Consider the following 16,155-nt stretch of genomic DNA (forward strand, 5'->3'; position numbering starts at 1 on the left):
TAATCATTTTATTCTTAAATTAAACCTTCGAACCACAAACCTTATTTGGGATTATGATTAAAAAAGCGGCGTTTTGCATTTTTCTTCTGTTTACCCTCCAACTTTCCTTTGGGCAAGTTTTTGATTATGAAATACTTAATCAAAAAAACGGCCTGCCTTCGTCTACGATTTTTTCTGTAATTCAGGACAGTCGCAACCTGATTTGGATTGGGACAGACGGCGCCGGTTTGGTTCGTTATGATGGCAAAAATTTTACAATTATTGACAAATCCAACAAAACTGAAGGATTTTTCGTAACCGATTTAGCGGAAGACAGTAATGGAAATATCGTTATTGCAACAAAATACAGCGGCTTATTAGTTTATAATGGAAAAGATTTCATTAAAGATCTCAACGGTCGTAATTCTCCAATAAAAGGGGATTATGTACAGCGTCTTTTCGCAACCGAAAACGGCGTCTACTGCTTTACGGACCAAGGGGTCTTCCTTTTAAAAAAAGACTATACAGTCATACCTTTTGCCAAATTCGATAAAACAACCAATGTAAACTCAGTCTTTTCGGACAGTCGTTCCTGCCTGTATGTGGGGACCGATGAAGGTCTTTTGAAAATTGAAGAAAATACGGTCACCAAATTCAGTCCGGGCCAGTTTTCAGGGTACACTTCCATTGTATCCATTACTAAAGATGAAGCACTGATCGGTAACTACAAAGGCGAAGTATGGCGGCTTGTATGTCCCACAGCGACAGACTGCAATGCTCATCTGGAAACCAAAATTGTGCTGCCCAACAAAGAACCGTTTTTCATCAAAAAGATGCTTCACGGAAGAAGTGGGTTTGTCTGGATGGCCGGAAACAAAAAGCAGGGGCTGGCGATGTACAAGACCAACAACCTCAGTTTCATCAATAGTGCCAATGGGTTCACCGGTGAAAATGTTCTGTGCATGTTTCAGGACAAAAACGGACAGCTTTATTTAGGCACCTACGGGAATGGACTGTACCGAACACGCTCCCAGAGCTTCTACAGTTATAATAATATCCCTGAACTTAACACGCCTTACATATTTTCCATCGTAACCACTGAAAAAGGGATTTATACCGGAACGGTTAATGACGGTTTATTTTATTTTGAATCCAATGCAAACGGCGATCTGCAGTTAAAGCAAAAATACCCAAACCTGGAACGGGTGACGGCTCTTTTTGAAAATCACAAGAAGGAAGTGTTCGTAGGAGCGCGTGAAGGCCTATTCAAAATCAAAAACCGCCAACTCATTCCGTTATCCGTAAACAGTAAACTTCCTGAAGAAAAATCAGTGCGGTTCTTTTTTCAGGACAGTCAAAAGCGCTACTTCATAGGCTATTCAAAAGGACTAGTACTTTTAGACGAGAACGAAAAGTTTATAAAAACCTTTAACGAATTCGAAGGTCACAATGTTACCACCATAGAGCGGATAAACGACAAGCAATGGTACATTGGCACAAATTCGGGGCTATACAAACTTTCAGAAACCGGCACGAATATTTTTTCCACTGTCAAAGTCATTGATGCAACGATAAACACCTCCTGTACAGACAGCTACGGCAATTTCTGGTTCGCTACCGGTGACGGACTTTATTACATCAACAAAAAGCTAATAAAAAGATACAATAAAAAAAATGGTCTTGCATCCACCTTTATCTTTACGCTTTCAGCTGATAAAAAATCAGCTATCTATCTCGGACATAATCTTGGAATCTCAAAGATCACGGTAGACGAAAACGGATTACTAAAGAACATTCTGAACTACAATTCAGACAATGGATTCAGTGGATTGGAAACTAATGCGAGAGCACAAACTAAAGATCAGGACGGAAATCTATTTTTCGGAACCGCTAACGGGCTTTACATCTACCTGACCAATTACACGCCAAAAAGAAAGTCCGATCCGATATTGATGATCACCAATATCGATGTCTTCAAGCAATCAAAAGATTGGAACACCCCGGAAGCTTCAGACGATTACTGGTTCAATATTCCCAGACAGGGTTATGTTTTTAATCCCCAGGAAAACCAGCTTACTTTCAGTTTTGGTGTACTTAATTTTGCTGCAGACGGAGAAACCCTTTATTCGTTCCTCTTAAAAGGAGCCGATGAAAATTGGTCGCCACCGTCCGAATCGACTGAAGTGACCTACTCCAATTTAAAATACGGTGATTATACCTTTCAGGTCCGATTAGTTGATAAACTCGGAAACGTAAAAAGCCCTGCTGCAAAATATGCTTTCAAAATTGACACACCGTACTACTTTAAATGGTGGTTCCTACTGCCTATTTTCTGTTTTATCGGGTTGTTTTTGAAGTTGATTTTTGACCGTGCTTCCACTTATAATAAAGATTTCATTAAGAATTTATCCGAAACGGATGATGACAACAGAGAAATACAGACCTTCTTTTTCTTTTTAGGAATCATTTTCCCAATCACCGAAGTCATCAATCTCTATTTCATAAAACGAGCCAATTCGGAGTTACTGGTCAACCTCATTATCGGAATGTCGTTTATTTCCCTATATCTTTTTTCCAAACGATCTAACGCCCTCAACAAATACCTTAGAACCATTTTTATTGTGATCTTGGTGAGTTATGCGGTTCATGTTGTTTCGAAAATTGCCACACAACCCTTTGATAAAATCACGTATACGGAATTCCTACTTATCCTGTTTTTCTCCTATAGTGCTTTTAAAAATGTGAGACATTATGTTGTTTTTGTTGTGGCATTGCTGGCATCGCTGTTGATTTTACTTTTCAACATTCCTTCGGAAACCGAGCAGATCATTACCCTCATCAATACGTCCTTTATTGTTTTGGTTATTAATTATGCCCGACGCATATCGATTTTAAACAATAATGATAAGGTATTGTTCTCTAACAGCATCATCAACAATTCAAATTCCTTAACCATTGCGACCGACCGAAAAGGAAGATTAACATTCTGCGGAAAATCAATCCAAAAAATCTTAGGATATACTCCTGAAGAAGTTATGGGCGAAAACTTCTGGAAATTAACTCAGGACACAGAATTCCAGGACATTGATTACAACGACATTTATGTCCCGGATTCCATTTACACGCGAAAACTCAGATGTAAAAACGGCGACTACAAATACATACAATGGACCGACCAAAAGTACAGTGACAATCTTTTTGTGGCCAACGGACAGGACATCACCGGTAAAATAATTGTGGAGGAACAATACCGAAATCTCGTTCAGTTTGCTTCCGATATCATCTTCGAGGTGGATAAAAAGGGCTATTTCACTTTTGTAAATCAATTTGCCGAAAAATCCTTGGGATATCCGATGGACTACTTTATCGGAAAACATTTTTCAACCCTTATCAAACCGGAACACGCCAAGAAAATTGAAGATTTCTACATCAAACAAAGTGAGAACCAAACTGATTTCGATATCATTGAATTTCCAATTTTAAAAAGCGATGGTGACGAAATGTGGGTTTCACAGAAAGTAACCATCAAAAAAAATGAAAACGGAAAAATAATCGGCTACTCCGCGATTGTAAGGGACATCACCAAACTGAAAAAAATTGAACTGGAAGAAGGTCTGCGTCAGAAAAAAAACCATTTCCTAAACCTGACGCTGAATCAACTTTCCACCTTAAACTTCCTGACTTATCCAAACCAGGAAAGCCTTATCGGACATATCATCAAAGAGGCCGCATTAGCACTCGACATAAGCAGGGTCAGTTTATGGAATAAAACCGAAGAAGGCATTGAACTGTTTTGCCTTTATGAAAAGGACGGCGACTATTTTTCCAATAACGCTTCTATGAAAAAAGCCGACTTCCCTGTTTATTTTAACGCTATCGAGACCAAACCTTTCATCGTGTCTTCCGATGTTGATTCCAGTCCGGAAACACTTGAATTTAAGGACAACTATTTTAAAACTAACGGCATCAGATCTCTACTCGATTTCCCTATTTACGTTTCAGGAAAATTAAAAGGAGTTACCTGCTATGAAAATACAGGAGAAGCCAGAAACTGGACCAGCGATGAAATTAATTTTGCCAGAACTGTTTCCGACGTAATTGCGTTAGCCATAGAGACCCTGAAAAGAAAAAGTGCAGAAGAACTGATCGTATACAAAAGTGAGGTTTTATCGTCCATTTCGAAAACAACCGAAAAATTATTGAAAAGCAATAGTCTAAACGAAATTTTTGAAGAAGCCATGGGCTATATCGGTGAAGCTACTAAGTCCGACCGCATGTATTATTTTGAGAATGATACGAAGACCAATAACATAAGCCAGCGTCTCCAGTGGGTACGAGATGAAAAATTCGACAAAATTGACAGTTCTAAATTTCAGAATTTCCCACTTTCGGATTACCCTCAATTTGCTGCTCAGCTTCTCGAGAACAAACCTTATCAAAAAACGGTAAGTAGTATCGAGGATCCGGAAATCAGAAAATTTCTGGAGGATTTCAATATAAAATCTTTCCTGATCCTTCCGCTGTTCATTAAAAACACATTTTATGGTTTTATCGGTTTTGATGATTGCAGTAAAGAAAGAGAATGGTCAGTGGATGAAATCAATATCCTTCAGACATTCACCAATAATTTTGCGTCTACCATTGAACGAATCAACAACGAAAAAGCCATAAAAGAAAGCGAGGAAAAATTCCGATTGCTGGCCAATAACATTCCGGCAACAGTATATCTTGTCAAATACAACGCGGAAAGAACCAAAATTTTCTTGAACGATGAAATTGAAAAACTGACAGGCTATTCCAAAGAGGAATTTTTCGAAGGTGACATTGACATCTATGACTTATATCATCCGGATGAAAGAAAACAGGTTCGTTTCGACATCGATAAAGCTATAAAAGAAGGCGTTCCTTTCCATATTTCATGCCGACTTATTAAGAAAAACGGAGAAGTAGTCTGGATAGAGGAATACGGAGAAGCGGTAGCCGGTGAAGGTGAGATTTCGTATTTGGAAGGGGTTATCATCGAAACCACCGAACGCCGAAAAATGCAGGATGCCATCAAGGAGAAAGAAATTGCACAGGCAGCCAATAAAGCCAAGACCCAATTCCTGGCCAACATGAGTCACGAAATTCGTACTCCGCTGAACGGAATTATCGGATTTAGTAATCTGCTATTGAAATCCGACCTAAATTCCGTACAGAAACAATACATGGTAACGGTCAATCAATCTGCCGATGCCTTGCTGGAAATCGTGAACGACATTCTGGATCTGTCTAAAATCGAAGCCGGAAAACTTGAACTTTATATTACAAAAACCAATTTACATGATCTCATCAACCAGATCATCGATATGGTAAAATATTCGGCCCACGAGAAAAAACTGGATCTGATCATCAATATCGATGAAAACATGCCATGTCTAATCTGGATTGACGAAATCAGGTTAAAACAAATCCTCATCAACTTATTGTCCAATGCGATCAAATTCACGCAGGAAGGTGAAATAGAGCTGGAAATCAAGTATGAGACCTTAGAAGATGAACGGACAAGGATGAAATTCATGGTGAAAGATACGGGTATCGGAATACGTCCGGAAAACAAGAAAAAAATATTCGAAGCATTTTCGCAGGAGGATAATTCCACCACCAGAAAATATGGTGGAACAGGACTTGGAATTCCAATCTCAGAGAGTTTATTGCGATTGATGAACAGTGGACTTAAAATTGAAGACCGACCGGGCGGCGGAACGGTGTTCTTCTTTGATCTGGATGTTAATGCAAAACCATGCGGAAGTCTGAAAGAATTGGAAAACAACAAAATAAGCAAGGTTTTACTGATTGACAACAATGAAAACAATGTACATGTCATTAGCCGAATGCTGAACCATTATTCAATTGAAGTACTTGTCAATAAAAACTACCAGAATGCATACAAGTATTTATCGGAAGTCGATCTGTTTTTTGCGGATTATGAACTGATAGGTAAAGAAGGGCTGCAGGAACTTTCCAAATTCGACAAACCTATAATCCTGATGCAGAATTCCAATGCCACAGAAATTGTACTTCCGGTAAAAACAAACGTAAAACCAATTGTAAAACCGGTAAAAATACATGTATTGCAGCATGTCCTGAACGAAATCAACAATTTGGCAACAGATGAAAAATTAATTCAAGAAGAAAAAGACACTAAGGCGGTTATCATAGAGGAGATTTATAAAGTACTGATCGTCGAAGATAACAAGATCAACATGCTTCTGTCGAAAACGCTGATACAGAAAATAATACCGAATGCCATCATTTATGAAGCCGTAAACGGAATAGAAGCAGTGGAACAGTTCGAACTCTATCATCCGGAAATCATCTTAATGGATATTCAAATGCCTTTAATGAACGGATATGAAGCCACACAGGAAATCAGGAAAAAAGACAACGATTGCATTATCATTGCGCTGACCGCCGGAATTATTGAAGGGGAAAAGGAACTGTCAAAATCCATAGGAATGAATGATTATGTTACCAAACCGATTGAAAAAAAGGTATTGGAACAAGCACTTATCAGGGGTACGAAAAAATTGAAAAGCTAAATTATAAATTCCGAAAATGTATCTTTGCAGTCAAATGTATACAACAAAAATAAAATGACTAAAGCGGTAAGCGGATTTTCGAAATTATCGAAAGACGAAAAAATAAACTGGATTGCAAATACGCACTTTTCAAATCCGGATCAGGCTGTAACAACCATAAAGAAATATTGGAACGCCGATCCCGATCTGCAAAAACTGCATGATGAATTCATTGAAAATACGATTACCAATTTTTATCTGCCTCTGGGGGTAGCGCCGAATTTTTTAATCAACGGAAAAAACTACACGATTCCGATGGCTATTGAAGAGAGTTCAGTTGTGGCTGCCGCTTCTAAAGCCGCAAAATTCTGGTCACATCGAGGTGGTTTCAAAGCCACTGTGATCAACTCAGAAAAAATTGGGCAGGTACATTTTATTTACGCTGGAAATAAGGAAAAACTAAATCAGTTTATAAACGAAATCAAACCGAAGTTCTTCAGCGAAACAGAGAGCCTTACTAATAACATGCAGAAACGGGGCGGCGGCATCCTGAATATTGAGCTACGCGACAAAACCGGTGATTTAGCAAACTATTACCAGTTGCATGCTACTTTTGAAACCAAAGACAGTATGGGCGCGAATTTCATTAATTCCTGTCTGGAGCAATTTGCAAAAACATTAAAAGAACAAGCGCAGAAAAGCACTTTACTGTCTGAGGAAGAAAAAAACATTCAGATCGTGATGAGCATTTTATCTAACTATGTCCCGAACTGTATCGTTAGGGCTGAAGTTTCCTGCCTTGTTTCAGAACTAAAAGAAGACAAACATATTTCGCAGGAAGAATTTGCTGAAAAATTTATCCGTGCGGTCCAAATTGCTGAAGTAGAGCCTTTCAGAGCGGTTACCCATAACAAAGGTATCATGAACGGCATTGACGCAGTGGTTTTGGCGACCGGCAACGACTTCAGGGCTGTGGAAGCGGGAATACATGCCTATGCTTCCCGAAACGGCCGTTATTCTAGCCTTTCCCATGCCAAAGTAGAAAACGGTGTTTTCACCTTTTGGATGGAAATCCCGTTAGCGCTGGGAACTATTGGCGGACTTACAAATTTACATCCGCTGGTAAAAATGTCGATGGAGATGTTGGAAAATCCATCCGCCCATGAATTAATGCAGATCGTAGCCGTAGCAGGTCTTGCGCAGAATTTTGCTGCACTACGTTCCTTAACTACGACAGGTATCCAGCAAGGACATATGAAAATGCACCTCATGAACATTTTGAATCAGTTCAATGCCAATGAGAGCGAAAGAAAATTAGTATCAAAACATTTTGAGCACCATACCGTTTCTCACTCGGCAGTGGTGGCTTATCTTGAAGAAATCCGAAAATAAAAGAACTTTGGAAACAACATTTTACAGCAACGGCAAACTTTTACTGACAGGCGAATATGTAGTGCTTGACGGGGCAAGAGCTTTGGCGCTGCCTACAAAATTTGGTCAGTTTCTTCGCATTCGTCCTGGAAAAGATCGTTCATTTTCATGGAAGAGTTACGATTCGGATGGTTCTGTATGGTTTGAAGACACGATTCTTTTTTCAGACATCACAGACAAAAACCACTTTGATCCCACGCAAGGCATAAAGAATACACTTGTTGAAATTTTACACCAAGCCTATATTCAAAACAGCGATTTTATAAACAATGCTGAAGGTTACGTTATCACTACCGAATTAACATTCCCAAGATTCTGGGGATTAGGAACTTCATCAACACTGATCAACAACATTGCGCAGTGGCTCGAAATTGATGCATTTGAACTGCTGCGAAAAAGTTTTGGAGGAAGCGGTTATGATATTGCCTGCGCACAAAATGATTTTCCACTCTTGTACCATCTGGAAAATGAAACCCCAATAATTGAACAGGTTGCTTTCAAGCCAAGTTTCGCGGAACACCTTTACTTCGTATACCTCAATCAGAAACAGAACAGTAAAGAGGCGATAGCGGCTTATTACAAAAAGCAACAGAATATTACCGAAACCATTGAAAAGATCAATGCCATTACAAACATCATTCTGAACACCGGTAATCTCATCACGTTTTCAGAAGCGCTTAACTTCCATGAAGTCGTTATGTCGCATGTTCTGGAGATGCAAACGGTAAAAGAAGTTTTTTTTCCTGACTTTCCGGGCACCGTAAAAAGTTTAGGCGCATGGGGAGGCGATTTTGTACTGGCCGTTTCCGACGGTAATCCTGCACCGTATTTTAAAACCAGAGGTTATCCCATTGTCGTCCCTTATAAGGACATGATAAAATAAAAAAAACGCTCCGTTAAACGGAGCGTTTTTTTTATGGATTCTGGAGTTAAATTCCTATTGGAATTCTACTCTGTTATCTTCGATTTTAGCAGCATTCTTAAGAGCCATTACAACTCTTCCTGAAGCTGACCCTTGATTTTGTGATTTAAGTTTAGTCACATAAGCAGTATAATTAGGTAAAGCCGGTGCTTTTGCAACCGCTTTAGTTCTGATCATGTAAACTCCCATTTCACCGTCAATCAATTTTGAAGTCTTACCTGCACCTAATCCAAATGCTTTACCTACAACTTTAGGCTCGTAACCAACGTTTGGAATAGCAGCATTTGTAAGTGATAAACCAGTCGCATTTAAAACACTTGCGCCTGACTTTTGAGCAACAGCTTCTAAAGTAGCACCTGCCATTTTAGCTTTGATCAACTCAGCTTTCTTCTTATTTCTCAAGATAGGCTCTACTGCAGTTCTGGCTTGTTCAACAGACATAAGTCCTGTTTCATTTTTAGCTTTAACTCTGGCAATGATGTGCCCTTGCATGTTGTCAAATTTCTTAACAGCACCTTCTTTAGTGTCTTTACCGAAAGCCCATGAAATAACAGCTCTTTGAGCTCCAACTTCCGGAAGATATTCATCGATACCTCTTACAGTTGCAGGAGTAACTTTTAACTTAGCCTCTTTAGCCACGGTTTCGAAATCTTTTTCGTTAGCATCAGCTTCGAATTTAGTAGCTGTTGTATAGATCTGATCCGCTGTAGTTTCAGATGGCTCAACTTTTAAGGCAACTGTAGCTAAACGAACTGCATCGTATTTAGCATCTACTTTAATTACATGGTATCCGAATTCTGTCTCAACGATTCCCATTGCTCCAACCGGATTGTTGAATAAGAAATCGTTAAACGGTTTTACCATTTGACCTTTAGTAACATTGTCATAAGATCCACCGTTTTGTTTAGAACCTGTATCATCCGTGTTGATCATAGCCAACATTGGGAAACTTGCAGGATTAGCTTTTACTTGAGCCAATAATTCATCAGCTTTAGCTTTAGCTTCTTCTTTTGTGCGCTTTACAGCTGCCGGTGCTTTGCTTCCTTCATAAGAAAGTAAGATATGACTAACTTTAGCTGAAGATCCAGCCTGTCTTCCTAACATTTTAGACAAACAGTAGTAACCGTTGTACAAGTAAGGTCCGAAAACTTCACCAGTAGGCAAGTTAAATAACTGCTCTTGGTTTTCTAATGGCAAGTCTTTTTTAGCAACGTAAGTAGAATCAAATTTAACATCTGAATTCGCGTTTACGAATTCTTCCGCATTAACTGCTGCTTTAAATCCAGGCAAAGTATCATTTTTACCGGTTTTGTCATTATAAACTACTCTTCCTGACAATAACCCGTTGATGGTAGTTTTCATTTCAGCTTCATCAGCTGCAGAAGGTTTGTTTTCGATGAAAACGAACTCGATATCTCTTGAATTTTCAGATTTGTATTTCTTCTCGTTCTTTTTCATGTAGTCCATGATTTCAGAATCAGAAACTTTTACCTGATCGTCTTTGATCGTAGAATAAGCCACAGTCACATAATCAAAATCAACTTTATCGTTTTCAACAGCGTAAGCCGCTTTAGCCTCAAGTTTTGTTGTTACCAAACCAGATTTCACCATAGTAGTGTACATCTGCTCAGTAGCCATTTGCTCAACTTGCTTTTCAAAATCCAACCAAGCATTCCATTGCTCTGGCTGAGAACTTTTAATTGTTGCTAAATATTCGTTGAATTTATTAACGTCAAAAACTCCGGCAGAATTTAAAAACTGAGGATTTTGCGCAAAGTTTGGATTTTGCTTCATTACGTTTAACAATTGGTCTTTTCCAATTTTCAAACCTAACTTTTCGTATTCACCTTCTAAAAGGATTCTTTTTACTTCCTGCTCCCAAACACCATTCGCTGCCTGAGTATTGCTGATTCCCTGGCCGTTTTTCTCTGCCATGGAAACTTTCTGTAAAAATTCCTGAGCCGAAATATCCTCTCCGTTTACGCTCCCTACGTTTCTTGAGGTTTGATTAAAGCCTCCGTTTTGGATAACATCACCAACCACAAATGCCAATAAACAAAATCCAATCACTCCGATAAGCAAGATTGAACGTTGTCTAATTTTTGATAAAACTGCCATTTCTTATTTAGTTAAATTTTTTATTCAGTGGGCGAAAATACAATTATCTATTAAATAATAAAATAGTATGCAAATTTTTTTAGCCCCTAATTCCGAATTATTTGTTGTTATTTTTAATTTTTTGCGAAAAACGTCTTCTAAAGAAAAACATGAATACGGCTGCCGCTGCAAAAAGAAAACTCAATATTGCATTTTCGTTGTTCTGCAATCTCAGTATCCCGTCGTAAATAAACAGGGCTGCCATAAAAAGATATATATAATGTATGTAGTGTAAAATTTTCATTTCTATTCTAATTTAGTTACTTCTCCTCTACTGTTCTGCATGTTAAAGACTTTGAAATCCCTGCTGAAATCCACTCCGGGACCTTCCAGGTATCCACCGGCCTCATCGGTATATTTAAATTGTTTTTCGGTAAAAAACCATTCATTTTTCTGATCATAATACAACTGCTCCGTTTGAAGTAGTTTACCGTCATGGGAGGTAATGCGTACATTGCCCTGCAGATCGATAATATCCGTTCTGGCATAGGTAATGGCATAATCCGCATCTACATAACTCTTATTTTGCTGATCATCGTAAAGCGTCACATGAACCCCTTTCGGAAACTCCGTAAACGGATATTTTGCATTGGAATAATCCAGCATTTTAGGACTTACCAGAATTGCTTTTATCTTTCCTGAATCCGTATATTTCAAATCAACATTGTCAGCTTCTCCGGAAGGCGAAAACGCAACCGAATTGATTCGGCGCACGTCCTTAAAATTACTTTCGCACGAAAAAAACACAGTCACGGCTAATACCGTGACCATAGTGATTATGTTGTTTTTAAGAGTATCCCTCTTCATGCGCAGAATTTGATTAGTCGTATTTCGGTTTAACAAACCATCGGTCGCTCAATGACAAACCTACATTCACAGAAAAATAGTTCTCCTGGATCAGACTGTTGCTTGTTGTACCTTTTTTTCCATATTCCAAACCGATATTGATATTGGAAACATTGGCCCCAACCGGAAACCCAAACCCTAAGGTAAACGCTGTATCTGTTATTGTTTTATCATTAAGAACCAATCCAGTATTTTCATAACGGAATCCCGCACGATATACTACTCGGTCAAAATAATTCCTGAACGAATTGTATTTAGGAATATAATAACCTCCTAATGCAAATCGCGTCGAATTTTTTAAACCCACATTTGGCAAATTACCCTGGTTTCCTAAATCATTCTTACCTTGAAATGTCAGCTCCGTCCCTACAAACCATTTTTTGCTTCTACCGAAAGCTGTTCCCAAAGACACCTTTGAAGGCGTCTTAATTGTTTCATCGGGCACATCTACATCCTGATTTTCACTCACAAATTCCGTCCCTGAAACACCGTAACTCACAGTTGCCACATTTCTTGTAATTTCAGCATCCAAATTACTTGGCGGCGTGTAGGTTAAACTACTGGCCCACTCCATTTTGTTTTGCAATTTAGTCTGATAATACAATCCGGTCACCACTCCAACTCCGCTGTAAACCGTTTTATTTCGCGTTCTTGATCCTAGCGGAACTTCCGGTTCGGTAATAAATACAATTGAAGTCGTTTCAATAGTTCCAAAATTATATTGAAGGTCCAGACCAAAACTAAATTTCGGTGTTATTTTGTAGGCTCCGCCAAGGAAAACCTTATTAAGTCCTCCTTCACCCTGATAGGTCTTGGTTCTTGTTTCTGTCCCCGCATCATTTGTCGCTATACTCTTAACATTATACCCCACGGAAGTATAAGGCACTAATCCGAAACCAACTGCAGCTTTACCTAAAGGTAAACCGATGGCAAGATAATCTATGGAAGTTCTGTTTGCGGTTTCTTTTTCGGAATCCGTCTTAAACGTAGTTTTCGTACTTGTAGCCCCAAGTGTCAATGCAGTGTATTTCAAAAAAGAATAAGACGCGGGATTTTGAAGGTTGATGTGGATACTGTCTACAATTGTTCCGACACTCCCCATGGCTCTGTTCTCATTGGTTCCTTTAAACTTGGCATCTCCTATTCCGTAAAATGAATTGGGCGAAGAAACACTTTCCTGAGCCAAAAGCGCAGTAGAAAAAAGCAAACTAATGCCTAAAATTATCTTATTAATCATTTTCGATTTTATAATGGTGTATATGGCTCAAACTTTCCAAAAGAAAATTTGAATTGGCAAATATGGTGTTTTTTATGTTTTTAGCCAAAAAATCAGCATCGCCTCCTGTTAAAATTACTGTTAAAACTTTATACTGTTGAAGGTATTGATTTACAAATCCGTCGATTTCATTTAAAATTCCGTTCACCACTCCCGAGTGTATCGCCTGTTTGGTGGAATTCCCGATATAATGCTCCGGTTGTTCCAATTCAAGTAACGGTAATTTTGCCGTATAATTATGCAAAGCCTCATAACGCAGATGCAACCCCGGCGAAATTGCACCGCCCAAATAAACATCGTCTGCGGTAACAAAATCATAGGTAACGCATGTACCCGCGTCGATGATCAGCCGATTTTGATTCGGATACACCAGTGTGGCGCCCGAAGCAAGAACCATTCGGTCGACCCCTAAGGTCTTCGGCGTTTCATAATTATTTTGAAAAGGAAAATGGCTTTCAGAGGAAATCACATTCAAAATCGAATGTTTTTTTAGCAGATCTACAACCTCAACATCAAGTTTTCCGACCGATGAAAGCACCGATTCTGTAATTTCAGGATTTTTTTTAAAAATATTTTCAATTTTTTTTTGTGCCTCTTCTCTCAAAAAAACATCCTGAAACAAAATGGTATGTTTCTCAAAGACAGCAACTTTAATTCGGGTATTCCCCACATCTATGGCTAAAAGCATATTTTTTGGATTGTGAAAACAAAGATACAAATTGATTTTTTTAAAAAAATGTTTTGGAGAAATGAAAAATGACTCTATATTTGCACTCGCAATCAGCAAGCAACACACGCTTAACGAAAGCAGACATAATGGTGCCTTAGCTCAGTTGGTAGAGCAATGGACTGAAAATCCATGTGTCCCTGGTTCGATTCCTGGAGGCACCACTTAAAAACCCTTGACTTCATACGATTTCAAGGGTTTTTTGTTTTTTATCGTTTATCACTATCTTTGACCCTCACAATTAAGACCAATGCATTTGTGAATTCCGACAACAACATAACAATTGAGCTTTCTTATATTCTTTGGGGTATGGTATTGCTACTTGCAACGGCCCTCGTGTATCTGTTTATCCGATTATTAAAAGCGGAAAAAGAAAAAAAGATTTCCGAAGAAAAACTCCAACAATTGGAAAATCAAGTCAATCCCATACAACTTGAAAATCTGGAGTCACGGTTAAATCCGCATCTGTTCAAGAATATTTTAAATTCCATTCAGTCACACGCTTATCAAACGTATTTTGCATTGGACAAACTGGCCAATGTATTGGATTACATCTTATACGAAAGCAAAAACAAATATGTCAGCCCAAAAGAAGAAATCGAGTTTGCACTTAACCTGATTGAAATCAACAAGATCAAAATAAGTCCGCTTTTCGAACTGAAAGTAAAAACCAAGATCGACGAATCGGAACCCCTTTACGAACAAAGGCTTTTAGCACCGTTAATTTCCATCGATTTAATTGAAAACGCATTCAAACACGCCGACTTACAAGGAGAAGATTCTTTTATTTCGATAGTTTTCGAATTTAAAAACAATGCCTTTCTGCTTTCGGTTTCAAATAAGATTTCACCCAAATCACCCATTAAAAAAGAAAAAGGCGGCATCGGATCCGAAACACTGGAAAGACGTTTGCAGATTTTATACAAAGACCATTATAAACTTGACCGATTTATCGAAGACGATATTTATATTGCGCATTTAAAAATCGATTTACTTGAACACAAAAATAAAATGCTTGCTACTGGATGATGAGCTGCCCGGGCTTACGTATCTGAAAATGCTGTGCGAACAAATTCCGGAACTCGAGATTGTCAGAGCTTTTAACAATCCGAAGACTTTTTTGAGAGAAGTACCCAATTTGGATTTCGATCTGTGTATCATGGATATCGAAATGCCGGAGATGAATGGTTTGCAGGTAGCCAATCTGCTACATGGCAAACTTATTATTTTCACCACTGCCTATAAAGAATATGCTGCCGAAGCTTACGACATTGACGCGGTGGATTACGTTCGGAAGCCTGTAAAAATGGAGCGTTTGCAACAGGCCATTGCCAAAGCGCGAACACGCCTCAACACGGCAAAAAAATCAAAAGATTTTATTCAGCTGAACACCAGTAAAGGAAAAGCGCTTATTTTCTTCGATCAGGTCTGTTACATAAAAGTAGCCGAAATCGACAGTCGTGACAAAATCATCCAGTTCTTTGACGGTTCCGAAATCACCCTGAAAAACATTTCGTTTGACAAACTGATAAACATACTGCCAAAAAACAATTTTGTCCGAATCAATAAAAAGGAAATCATCGCCTTAAAAAGCGTTCAGGTGTTTTCGTTTGATGAGATCATCACCAACATTCATTTGCCGTCGGGACAAAACCTGAAACTGATTTTGAGCGAAACCTATCGTACGGAATTCCTGCAGAAAGTGAAGATGTAAGTTTCGTTACTTATTTTTCCCTACTCATTACATATTTGTTTCCATTTACTTCTACCCGGTTTTTAGCTGAATTATTAATCTCAACTTTGTAGGGATTTAAACTACACTACCTATGAGATTGTACTTGTTACTCCTGATTTTGATCGGTTTTCAAAGTTCAGGACTGATGGCCCAAAACCAAGCGCAGAATACCCCTGCCAAGGAAGAACCAAAAACAAAATTCGCTTTTTTTGACGGCGTAATAGTAGCCGGTTATGTGGACGACGGCGCCTTTCTGAATTTTACCGGACCCAACATCAACTGGACCCAAAACAACCACAAATTAATTCTTGGCATGCTGCCTTCCCTTCGCATTAAAGAAGACCACGGCACTACCAAGAACTCCATGGTTACCCCAACATTGGGCGGCGGTTTGACTTATATTTACAAAAAGTTCGCCATTCAGCTTCCCTTTTATTACAACACAAAAACAGCTACATCTAACGGGGAATGGAATCTTGGCATCGGTGTGGGTTACCGTCTGAAAAGTTAAAAGCAACGCTC

10 protein-coding genes and 1 tRNA gene are annotated in these 16,155 nt (G+C 38.8%); 7 read left to right on the forward strand and 4 right to left on the reverse strand.

Translation table 11 applies throughout. From position 1 onward, the window contains the following. Positions 1–53: 53 nt before the first annotated feature. The 3 genes from AC3E9U_RS07220 to AC3E9U_RS07230 are packed head-to-tail and all read left to right on the forward strand — an operon-like array spanning position 54 to position 8,853. Positions 54–6,560, forward strand: a complete 6,507-nt coding sequence (locus tag AC3E9U_RS07220; protein WP_488746237.1) for a PAS domain S-box protein — start codon at positions 54–56, stop codon at positions 6,558–6,560. A 54-nt stretch (positions 6,561–6,614) separates the two neighbouring features. Then, entirely contained in the window at positions 6,615–7,931 is a 1,317-nt protein-coding gene (locus AC3E9U_RS07225) for a hydroxymethylglutaryl-CoA reductase, degradative (protein ID WP_488746238.1), read from the forward strand. A 7-nt stretch (positions 7,932–7,938) separates the two neighbouring features. Further along, positions 7,939–8,853 carry a GYDIA family GHMP kinase gene (locus AC3E9U_RS07230; RefSeq protein WP_488746239.1) on the forward strand — a complete coding sequence of 305 codons (915 nt, stop codon included), beginning with the start codon at positions 7,939–7,941 and terminating at the stop codon, positions 8,851–8,853. 54 nt (positions 8,854–8,907) lie between these two features. Here AC3E9U_RS07230 and AC3E9U_RS07235 read toward each other — a convergent pair whose 3' ends face one another. The 4 genes from AC3E9U_RS07235 to AC3E9U_RS07250 form a co-directional block, all read right to left on the reverse strand. Then, complete coding sequence (locus tag AC3E9U_RS07235; RefSeq protein WP_488746240.1) at positions 8,908–11,010, reverse strand: peptidylprolyl isomerase; 2,103 nt, start codon at positions 11,008–11,010, stop codon at positions 8,908–8,910. Between the two features lie 285 nt (positions 11,011–11,295). Next, positions 11,296–11,856, reverse strand: coding sequence for an LPS export ABC transporter periplasmic protein LptC (gene lptC / locus AC3E9U_RS07240; protein WP_488746241.1), 561 nt, complete (start codon positions 11,854–11,856; stop codon positions 11,296–11,298). 13 nt (positions 11,857–11,869) lie between these two features. Beyond that, positions 11,870–13,132: a BamG family beta-barrel-assembly machinery protein gene (gene bamG / locus AC3E9U_RS07245; protein ID WP_488746242.1), complete on the reverse strand. Its 1,263-nt coding sequence runs from the start codon at positions 13,130–13,132 to the stop codon at positions 11,870–11,872. Further along, positions 13,125–13,859 carry a type III pantothenate kinase gene (locus tag AC3E9U_RS07250; protein WP_488746243.1) on the reverse strand — a complete coding sequence of 245 codons (735 nt, stop codon included), beginning with the start codon at positions 13,857–13,859 and terminating at the stop codon, positions 13,125–13,127. The genes bamG and AC3E9U_RS07250 overlap by 8 nt, the downstream gene beginning before the upstream one ends. 130 nt (positions 13,860–13,989) lie before the next feature. On the opposite strand from AC3E9U_RS07250, the gene AC3E9U_RS07255 reads away from it, so the two are divergent. The 4 genes from AC3E9U_RS07255 to AC3E9U_RS07270 all read left to right on the forward strand — a co-directional run bounded on the left by AC3E9U_RS07255 (position 13,990) and on the right by AC3E9U_RS07270 (position 16,144). Next, positions 13,990–14,062, forward strand: a tRNA-Phe gene (locus AC3E9U_RS07255). A gap of 145 nt (positions 14,063–14,207) precedes the next feature. Continuing rightward, entirely contained in the window at positions 14,208–14,927 is a 720-nt protein-coding gene (locus AC3E9U_RS07260) for a sensor histidine kinase (RefSeq protein ID WP_488746670.1), read from the forward strand. Beyond that, positions 14,893–15,612, forward strand: coding sequence for a LytR/AlgR family response regulator transcription factor (locus AC3E9U_RS07265; protein ID WP_488746244.1), 720 nt, complete (start codon positions 14,893–14,895; stop codon positions 15,610–15,612). The genes AC3E9U_RS07260 and AC3E9U_RS07265 overlap by 35 nt, the downstream gene beginning before the upstream one ends. Positions 15,613–15,724: 112 nt before the next feature. After that, positions 15,725–16,144, forward strand: a complete 420-nt coding sequence (locus AC3E9U_RS07270; protein ID WP_488746245.1) for a hypothetical protein — start codon at positions 15,725–15,727, stop codon at positions 16,142–16,144. Positions 16,145–16,155 lie beyond the last annotated feature (11 nt).

The sequence above is a fragment of the Flavobacterium sp. 21.1 genome (genome assembly GCF_057801535.1).

Excerpts from the sequence above, each read along its gene's own strand:
- AC3E9U_RS07220 (WP_488746237.1), top strand. The coding sequence starts at position 54 with ATGATTAAAAAAGCGGCGTTTTGCATTTTTCTTCTGTTTACCCTCCAA.
- AC3E9U_RS07225 (WP_488746238.1), top strand. The coding sequence starts at position 6,615 with ATGACTAAAGCGGTAAGCGGATTTTCGAAATTATCGAAAGACGAAAAA.
- AC3E9U_RS07235 (WP_488746240.1), bottom strand. The coding sequence starts at position 11,010 with ATGGCAGTTTTATCAAAAATTAGACAACGTTCAATCTTGCTTATCGGA.
- lptC (WP_488746241.1), bottom strand. The coding sequence starts at position 11,856 with ATGAAGAGGGATACTCTTAAAAACAACATAATCACTATGGTCACGGTA.
- bamG (WP_488746242.1), bottom strand. The coding sequence starts at position 13,132 with ATGATTAATAAGATAATTTTAGGCATTAGTTTGCTTTTTTCTACTGCG.
- AC3E9U_RS07250 (WP_488746243.1), bottom strand. The coding sequence starts at position 13,859 with ATGCTTTTAGCCATAGATGTGGGGAATACCCGAATTAAAGTTGCTGTC.
- AC3E9U_RS07260 (WP_488746670.1), top strand. The coding sequence starts at position 14,208 with ATGGTATTGCTACTTGCAACGGCCCTCGTGTATCTGTTTATCCGATTA.
- AC3E9U_RS07270 (WP_488746245.1), top strand. The coding sequence starts at position 15,725 with ATGAGATTGTACTTGTTACTCCTGATTTTGATCGGTTTTCAAAGTTCA.